Raw genomic sequence first — 6,200 nt, 5'->3', positions numbered from 1 at the left:
ACCGACCGTTGGTCTCCGGGATGAACTTCGCCACGAACAACAGCGACAGCAGCGCGGAGACCGCGTAGAAGCCGTAGGTGAACGTCAGGCTGAACTCGGCCATCGGCGGGAACGCGGTGGACACGGCGAAGTTCGCCAGCCACTGCGCGGCCGCCGCCAGGCCGAGGGCCGCGGAGCGGATGCGGTTGTTGAACATCTCGCCGAGCAGCACCCACACGGCCGGGCCCCACGACATGCCGAAGAACACGACGAACCCGTTCGCGGCGATGAGCGCGATCAGCCCTTGGGTGTCGGCGAGCTGTGGGGCGAGCTCGCCGTCCGGGCCCGGTCCCATGGTCGCGGTGCTGAACATCAGCGCCATCACGGCCAGCGAGATCGTCATGCTCACCGACCCGGTGATGAGGAGCTTGCGGCGGCCGATATTGTCGATGAGTGCGATCGCCACGATCGTCACCACGATGTTCGTCACGGACGTGATGACCGTCTGGGTGAGCGCGTCCTCCTCGGTGAAGCCGACCGACTGCCACAGCGAGGTGGAGTAGTAGAAGATCACGTTGATGCCCACGGCCTGCTGGAAGACCGACAGGATGATGCCGATCCACACGATGGGCAGCAGGTTGACCCCGCCCGGCTTGACCAGGTCGCGCCACGAGCGCTTGCGGTCGTCGCGGACCGTCGCGCGGATCTCCCTGATCCGGGAGTCGACACCGCCCTGCTGAATGGAGCGGAGGACCTCGCGAGCCCGGTCGACCATGCCCTTGCCCACCAGGTAGCGCGGTGATTCCGGGATGGTGAGCGCGAGCACGCCGTAGGTCACGGCGGGGATCACCTCCGCCCAGAACATCCACCGCCACGCCTCGGCGCCGAACCACAGTTCCTCGATCGCGCCGCCCGCGATGCCGGCCAGCCAGGCGTCGGAGAGCAGTGCGACGAAGATGCCGGAGACGATCGCGAGCTGCTGCAGCGATCCCAGCCGACCGCGGATCGCCGGTGGGGCGACCTCGGCGATGTAGGCCGGTGCGATGACGGACGCCGCGCCCACCCCGAGCCCGCCGACCAGCCGCCAGATGATGAGGTCGACGGGGCCGAAGGCGAACCCGGTCCCCAGGGCGCTCGCGGTGAACAGCACCGACGCGAGGATCATCACGCGGGTGCGACCCCAGTGGTCGGCCAGACGACCGGCGACGTAGGCGCCGACCATGCACCCGAGCAGGGCGGAGGACACGGCGAAGCCGGTCAGCCCGGCGTTCATCTCGAAGGTCTCCTGAACGGCGTCCACGGCACCGTTGATCACCGCGGTGTCGAACCCGAACAGGAAGCCGCCCAACGCCGCGACCAGGGAGATGAGCACCACCCGGCCGGTGTTGAACGTCTCCTCCTCGGCGGGTGTCGGTGAGGTCTGCTGCGTGGACATGACGTACCCCGCTCTGTCGGCCGATGCACCTGCACCAGGTGGTGAAGGGAGCGTAGGCACGCGGTGCAAGTGACGCAAGCGATAAAGGGGACAGTCGTTCCGCCCGGTCCGCCCCCACGGGACGAGAACACGTTCTAGGCTCGGGGTCACCTCGTCGTCGTCACCGAAAGGGCCACCGCCTTGAGCGCCTCACCCGAACAGATCCGTTCCACCGCCGACTCCTACATCGCTGCACTGACCGCCGGCGACCTCGAGGCCGTGATGGACCTCTACGCCGAGGGCGCCACCGTCGAGGACCCGGTGGGCAATGGCACCGTCCACGAGGGCAAGGCGGCCATCCGCGAGTTCTACGCCAGCGTCGTGGCGATGAAGATCGAGGGCGAGGTGCTCGAGGCCCGCGTGTGCGGCGACGACCTGCTGTTCAACTTCGAGATCACCACGCACTTCGACGCCGACTCCAAGGCCACCATCAACGTGTGGGACCTCATGACCCACGACGAGCAGGGCAAAGTCACCTCGATGCGCGCCTACTGGACCCCGGAGAACATGCGCTGACCCCGCGCCCCTGAACCCCGCGCCCCTGAACCCCGCTCCGGCCGGGGTCGCCGGGGCGCGCGGACTACGCGCCGCCCTGGCTCCCGGCCCCCTGGGGCACGTTCTCCGACGGCTGCACGACCACCAGTCCCTGACCGCCGAACGCCAACTGGAACGTCTCCCCGGACCCGCCCCGGAGCAGGGACTTCACCCCGCCCGTGTCCACCCGGACGTCCATCGTCACGCCGGCGGTCCACAGGACCACGGCCTGGGGATCGGCGAACGTCGGTGCGGAGGTCACGTCGAGGGCGACCGGCTGTCCCTTGGTGGTCACCGCCACGAACCCGGTCCCCCGCAGGGAGACGTTGAACAGTCCGCCGGTCATGACGGCCCCCTTGGCGGCGATGCGGTGGATGTCCCACGCGATCCCCTCGGAGAACGCCAGCACGCTGGCGCCGTTGACCGAGATCATGTCGTCCTCCAGGTAGAGGACCTGGACCTCGGAGGCATGGTCGGCGAGAAACAGCTCACCCCGCCCGGTGCAGCGCATGAGGGGCACACCCTCCCCGGTCGCCGCCGCCTTGAACATCCTGCCGATCCCGCCGCTGCCGACGTTCTCGAACCCGACCTGCCCCTGGTAGGCGACCATCGATCCGGTCCGCGCGAGGATCGGCTGGTCGGCGAGCGTCACCTTGAGCATCTTGGAGTTCTGGAGGGCGAACGGGCGGTTCGTCTCCGTCTCGCGCGCCGACTGGAAGAGGTCCCCGTGGATCATGGCGCACACGGTACGCCCGCTCCACTAGCCTTGGGGTCATGATCACCGCAATCGTCTTCGTCCACGCCGAGACGGCGCGGATCCCCGAGGTCGCCGGGGCCATCGCCGATATCGACGGAGTCTCCGAGGTCTACTCGGTCACCGGCACCATCGACCTCATCGTGCTGGTGCGGGCCCGGCGCAACGACGAGATCGCCGACATTGTCTCCGACCGCCTCAACAAGGTCCCCGGCGTGGTGGACACAGAGACCCACATCGCGTTCCGCACCCAGTCCAAGCACGATCTCGAGGCCGCGTTCTCGATCGGGTACGAGGACTGAACCGGCTACGTGGACCGAACCGGCTACGGGGGCCGCATCGGCTACGGGGACCGGGAGTCAGGTCGGCTGGCCGGTCATCTGCTGTATCCGGGCCAGGCGGCGGGCCCGGCGTCGGGCCCGCTGAAGCTCGGTGAGGAGCTCCCTGCCGGTCCATTGCCGCCGGTCCTCGCCGGCCGCCTCGGCCTCGTGCACCAGCTCCACCATCCGCGCGCAGGCCGGAGCCCCCAGTCCGAGCTGACCGGCCATCTTCACGACCTTGCCCTGCAGGTACTCGACCTCGGTGGGCCGGCCGCGCACGAGATCGTCCGTCATGGACGAGGTGCCGTCCGCGTCGACGCGGACCGCGGCCCGGGCGAGGCGGCGGAACAGCGGGTTGGGCAGCCGCATCACCACCGGGAGGGCGCCGGCGGGGATGGCCAGCGGCACCCGCGGCACCACCCCGGCCGCGGTGAACACCCGGTTGGCCTCCGCCTGGCACAGGGCGACGCAGCGCCGCAGGTCCCGGTCCAGCAGCTCCGTGCGCAGCGGGAGTCCGGACAGCGCCTGGACGGCGTTGTTGAGGTTGAGCAGGACCTTGCCGTGGAGGACCGCCTGGATGTCGTCGGTGGGCCTCACCGGCAGCTCGGCCGCCGCCATGGTGCGGATCAGCGGGACGGCCATGGGGTGTTCGGCGAGCCGGATCACCCCGGTGGAGGTCCGCCGATAGGTGGCGGGTCCGGTGCGCGCGACATTGAACGGTATGACGCCGGGGATCACCGTGGTCCTGTCGACCAGTTCCCGGATGAGGTCCGCCGAGTGCAGACCGTTCTGCAGGCCCACGACCAGCGTGTCCGGCCGAAGGTAGGGAGAGAACTCGGCGGTGGCGGCGGCCGTCTGTCCGGCCTTGGTGCACACCAGCACGACGTCCGAGCGGCGGACGCTCTCGGGCCCGGTGGCCAGGGTGAGGGCGTCGGCGGGGATGTGGAGCCGGGCGTCCTCGCCGTCTCCGGACTCGACGGTCAGTCCCACCGCCCGGATCGGGTCGAGCACGTGGGGGCGCCCGACCAGGGTCACGTCGGCGTGGCGGGCGAGCCGGCCGCCCAGGTAGCAGCCGATCACGCCCGCGCCGATCACGGTGATCCGAAGAGGAGGGTTCGGGCTGGTCATGGTGGTGCAGAGGATACGACACGCGCGGCGGCGGGGGAGCCGTTCGACGTACCTGTCCGCCGGACGGGGGAATCAGTGCGGGCGCGGCCGCAGGACGACCTCGGTGGGGTGCGTATCCGGAGTGGACCCCAACGCCTGCCGGACGGCGGTGGCCACCGAGTCCGGGCGGAGGAAGGCGCCCGGGTCGTAGTCGCGCCCCTCGGCGGCGACGATCGCGCGCTGCATGTCGGTGTCCACGCGGCCGGGGTGGATGGACGTGACGCGCAGGTCGGGTTCCTCGCCGCGAAGGGTGTCGGTGACGGCGCGGAGGGCGAACTTGGAGGCGCTGTAGGAGCCCCAGCCCGGTTTGGCGGTGGTCCCCGCGCCGGAGTTGACGACGACGAGGTGGCCCCGTGCCGCGCGCAGCGCCGGGAGCAGTGCCCGGGTCAGCTCGACGACGGCCAGCACGTTGACCTCGAACGCCCGGCGCCACTGGCCGGCCTCGGACTCGTCGATCCGGCCGAGTTCGGCGACGCCGGCGCAGTGGACGAGGCCGTCGAGGGTGCTGATGTCGCGGGCGGCGCGCGCGACCCCGTCGCCGGTGGTGAGGTCGGCCTCCACCACCCGGGCTGAGCGGCAATCAGCGGCCACGGCCTGCAGCGCATCGACGTCCCTGCCCACGAGGACCAGGTCGTGGTGGGCGGACAGCGTGCGGGCGGTCGCCGCCCCGATCCCGCGGGAGGCGCCGGTGACGAGAACCGTGCTCATGCCCCGAGGCTAGACGGACCGGGGGGCGTCGGAGTGCTGCGGGTCGGACTGCTGAGAGTCGGGAAGGGCGTCGACATCGCCGTCGAAGGCGTCGAGGAGGGCGGTGAGGGCGGGCACCGCCGAGGAGAGCAGATCGCGGTGTTCGGGGCTCAGATAGGACATCCGCTCGGCGAAGTCCCGGTCACGATCGGCGAGGACCTGTTCGATGCGGGCCCGACCGAGGTCGGTGAGGCGGACACAGACCCCGCGTCGGTCGGAGGCGTCGGGTTCGCGCTCGACGTACCCCATGGCCTCGATGACGCTCACCGAATTGCTGGTGGTCGGTACGCGGACGTTCTCGAGTCGGGCGAGGTCCGACATCCGCAGCCTCCCGTGGCAGGCCAGGGTGTGCAGGATCGAGGTCTGCGCGCGACTCAGCGCGTACTGGGTGCTCTGCCGGCGGACAAGCAGGTCCAGGCGCAACAGGATGGGTCGGAACTTCTCGGCGAGTCCCCGCCCGGGCTCACCTTCCCGTATCGCCGGATCGCTCGTCGTCGTCTCCATGACCCTGCTCCCTCGACACCGGCTTCCGCCCCGGAAGCCTCGCGGCACCGAATCTAGGCCGAACTTCTCCCGTCATGGGGCGCCACCTCGTCCCGGGGTGGATACTGATCGCATGGGTTTGTATCACCAGATCACCGGGGCCGGCCCGACCATCGTCCTACTGCACGGCGTGTGCCACCGGGCGCACGCCTGGGATCCGGTCGTGCCGCTGCTCGCGGACCGTTTCCGCGTGGTGGTCGTGGACCTGCCCGGCCACGGCAGGTCCGCGGATCTGCCGGACACCGGCGACGTGCTCGACTACGTCGTCTCCGAGCTCGTCGGCCTCCTGGAGGAGGTCGTCCCGGCCGGGGAGCGCCCCCACATCGCCGGCAACTCCCTGGGGGGCTTCCTCGCGCTGGAGCTCGGCGCCCGCGGACTGGCGAGCAGCGTCACCGCGCTGTCGCCCGCCGGGTTCTTCCGCTCGCACGCCGAGTGGCGCTACACGGTCACCGTGTTCCGGAGTCTCCGCCGGGCGGCGGGCCGGATCGGCCGCCACACCCCGGCCCTGACCGAGCGGGCCGCCGGACGCGCGGTGATGATGGCAGTGTTCTGCGCCCGCCCGTGGCGGTACCCGGCGGAGGCCGCGGCCATCGACAGCGAGGCGATCGTGTCCAACACCGTGCTCGACCGGGCCGACCGGCGGGCGTTCGTGTTCTCCGCCCCCGTCGACGAGGATTTGCCG

General features: G+C 70.7%; 8 protein-coding genes. 3 read left to right on the top strand and 5 right to left on the bottom strand.

Annotated elements, in window-relative coordinates; all coding sequences use genetic code 11:
- Nucleotides 1-1,414 (bottom strand): sugar porter family MFS transporter (locus G6024_RS07320; RefSeq protein ID WP_159148380.1); only part of this gene is annotated, 1,414 nt, incomplete at its 3' end.
- Between the two features lie 180 nt (nucleotides 1,415-1,594).
- Here G6024_RS07320 and G6024_RS07315 point away from each other — a divergent pair.
- On the top strand, nucleotides 1,595-1,969 hold the full coding sequence (locus G6024_RS07315) for an SgcJ/EcaC family oxidoreductase (protein WP_096906380.1): 375 nt from the start codon (nucleotides 1,595-1,597) through the stop codon (nucleotides 1,967-1,969).
- A 64-nt stretch (nucleotides 1,970-2,033) separates the two neighbouring features.
- Here the strand turns inward: G6024_RS07315 and G6024_RS07310 are convergent, their stop codons facing one another.
- Nucleotides 2,034-2,723, bottom strand: coding sequence for an AIM24 family protein (locus G6024_RS07310; RefSeq protein WP_159148379.1), 690 nt, complete (start codon nucleotides 2,721-2,723; stop codon nucleotides 2,034-2,036).
- 38 nt (nucleotides 2,724-2,761) lie between these two features.
- On the opposite strand from G6024_RS07310, the gene G6024_RS07305 reads away from it, so the two are divergent.
- Nucleotides 2,762-3,043, top strand: coding sequence for an Lrp/AsnC family transcriptional regulator (locus G6024_RS07305; protein WP_067720093.1), 282 nt, complete (start codon nucleotides 2,762-2,764; stop codon nucleotides 3,041-3,043).
- 57 nt (nucleotides 3,044-3,100) lie between these two features.
- On the opposite strand, the gene G6024_RS07300 is transcribed toward G6024_RS07305, so the two are convergent.
- The 3 genes from G6024_RS07300 to G6024_RS16885 all read right to left on the bottom strand — a co-directional run bounded on the left by G6024_RS07300 (nucleotide 3,101) and on the right by G6024_RS16885 (nucleotide 5,479).
- The gene (locus G6024_RS07300; protein ID WP_096906378.1) at nucleotides 3,101-4,189 is read right to left on the bottom strand and encodes a 2-dehydropantoate 2-reductase; all 1,089 of its coding nucleotides are present in this window, start codon (nucleotides 4,187-4,189) and stop codon (nucleotides 3,101-3,103) included.
- Between the two features lie 72 nt (nucleotides 4,190-4,261).
- On the bottom strand, nucleotides 4,262-4,936 hold the full coding sequence (locus G6024_RS07295; RefSeq protein ID WP_119192315.1) for an SDR family oxidoreductase: 675 nt from the start codon (nucleotides 4,934-4,936) through the stop codon (nucleotides 4,262-4,264).
- A 9-nt stretch (nucleotides 4,937-4,945) separates the two neighbouring features.
- Nucleotides 4,946-5,479: a MarR family winged helix-turn-helix transcriptional regulator gene (locus tag G6024_RS16885; protein ID WP_069389855.1), complete on the bottom strand. Its 534-nt coding sequence runs from the start codon at nucleotides 5,477-5,479 to the stop codon at nucleotides 4,946-4,948.
- Between the two features lie 112 nt (nucleotides 5,480-5,591).
- Here G6024_RS16885 and G6024_RS07285 point away from each other — a divergent pair.
- A partial coding sequence (locus G6024_RS07285; RefSeq protein WP_159148378.1) for an alpha/beta hydrolase occupies nucleotides 5,592-6,200 on the top strand: 609 nt, incomplete at its 3' end.

This window comes from Dietzia maris, assembly GCF_014144855.1.
Classification (GTDB): Bacteria; Actinomycetota; Actinomycetes; order Mycobacteriales; family Mycobacteriaceae; genus Dietzia; species Dietzia kunjamensis.
The sequence above is the reverse complement of the archived record's forward strand: the minus strand, read 5'-3'. Positions and strand labels throughout refer to the sequence as shown.